At 72.3% G+C, this 1,315-nt stretch carries 2 protein-coding genes; both read left to right on the top strand.

Annotated features, from left to right (window positions below; genetic code table 11):
* Positions 1-591 (top strand): MFS transporter (locus RIM90_RS29150; RefSeq protein ID WP_375165598.1); only part of this gene is annotated, 591 nt, incomplete at its 5' end.
* A gap of 581 nt (positions 592-1,172) precedes the next feature.
* Positions 1,173-1,315, top strand: a 143-nt coding sequence (locus RIM90_RS29145) for a transposase (protein WP_375165600.1), incomplete at its 3' end; no start/stop codon positions are given.

The following is a 1,315-nucleotide window of genomic DNA, read 5'->3' as shown; positions in this document are numbered from 1 at the left end:
CCGGCCGTGTCGGGACTGCTGACCCTGCCGATGATCGCCGGTCTGCTGTCCGGGTCCGTCGTCTCCGGCCGGCTCATCAGCGCGCGGGGCCGCTGGAAACTCCCCCTGGCCGTGGGGGGCCTGCTGCTCGTCCTCGGCTTCTCCGTCATGGGCACCGTGGGGGCCCGTACGCCGCTGCTCCTGGTGGGCGCCGCCCTGTTCGCGGGAGGCTCCGGCGTCGGCGTCGTCTCGCAGAACCTCGTGCCGATCGCCCAGAACGCGGCGCCCCCCGACGACCTCGGCGCCGTCACCTCCTTCGTGATCCTCTCCCGCAGCCTCGGCGGTGTGCTCGGTCTCGCCGCCCTCGGCTCCCTGCTGACCGCCCGCGTGGACGCCCTTACCGCCGCGCACGCCCCGGCCGGGACCGGGCTCGACGGCGGCCTGCCGGACCTGCGCGCGCTGGGTCCCTCGGCCGTGGACAGCGTCCGGACGGTGTACGGCCAGGCCTTCGGCGACGTGTTCACCGCCGCCGTACCCTTCGCCCTGCTCGCACTGGCCGCCGTCCTGCTGCTGCGGGAGGCGCCTCTGCGCTCGACGCTCGACGAGCACTGAGCGTGGGGCGCCGGTGGCCCTCCGGCTGTCCGCCGCGGCCTTCCAGCCGGCCGGGAACCGGCATCGCGTCGCTACGCCCCCATTCCGCGTCACTCATGTCGGACGGATACCTCGGCCGCCTGTACGGCCGGTTCCCCGCGTTCCCGAACCGGCGAGCGAGGCAATCACACATCGCCAGGCGCCGGGTTGGACGACCGCGATGCCGGCACGAAGAACTGCAGCACCAGGGGCCCCTGTTGCTCGGCGGATTTCGACACCCTCGAACTGTGCGGGAGCACCCGCTTTCATGCTCAGCCGGCCCGGCGGCCTCACGTTCTCCGACGGCCCGCGGCTGACGGCCAGTTGATCGCGGCCGTCGGCTGGTGCTGACCCCCGTATTCAGCGGGCGGGCCAGCTCACAGACCGTCGCGGGAGGCTGCACCGAGCGGAGCACGCCCGCCCTGACCGGTCCCAGTAGCTGAGCGAGACCGTCCTCACGCGCGGGCTGCCATTCCCCTGGACCAAGACGACTTGCTGATCACTTCAGAATGAGTTCGGTCCAGTTCTTGGCAGTTGGGCTGCTGGGCGGCAGAGTTTTGCGGGTGCCGGATGATCTTGTGCCTGATGATCCGTGGGACCGTGTCGCTCCGCTGCTCCCTCCGCGCCCGCCGCGGCGCCGGCGGTATCCGGGCCGACTGCCGGCGGATGACCGTGCGGCTCTGCGCGGAATCGTCTACGTGCTGCG

This window comes from Streptomyces sp. (assembly GCF_031181555.1).
In the GTDB taxonomy this organism is placed as follows: Bacteria; Actinomycetota; Actinomycetes; order Streptomycetales; family Streptomycetaceae; genus Streptomyces; species Streptomyces fimbriatus.
Note: the sequence above shows the minus strand (reverse complement) of the source record. Positions and strands in the feature narration are given on the sequence as shown.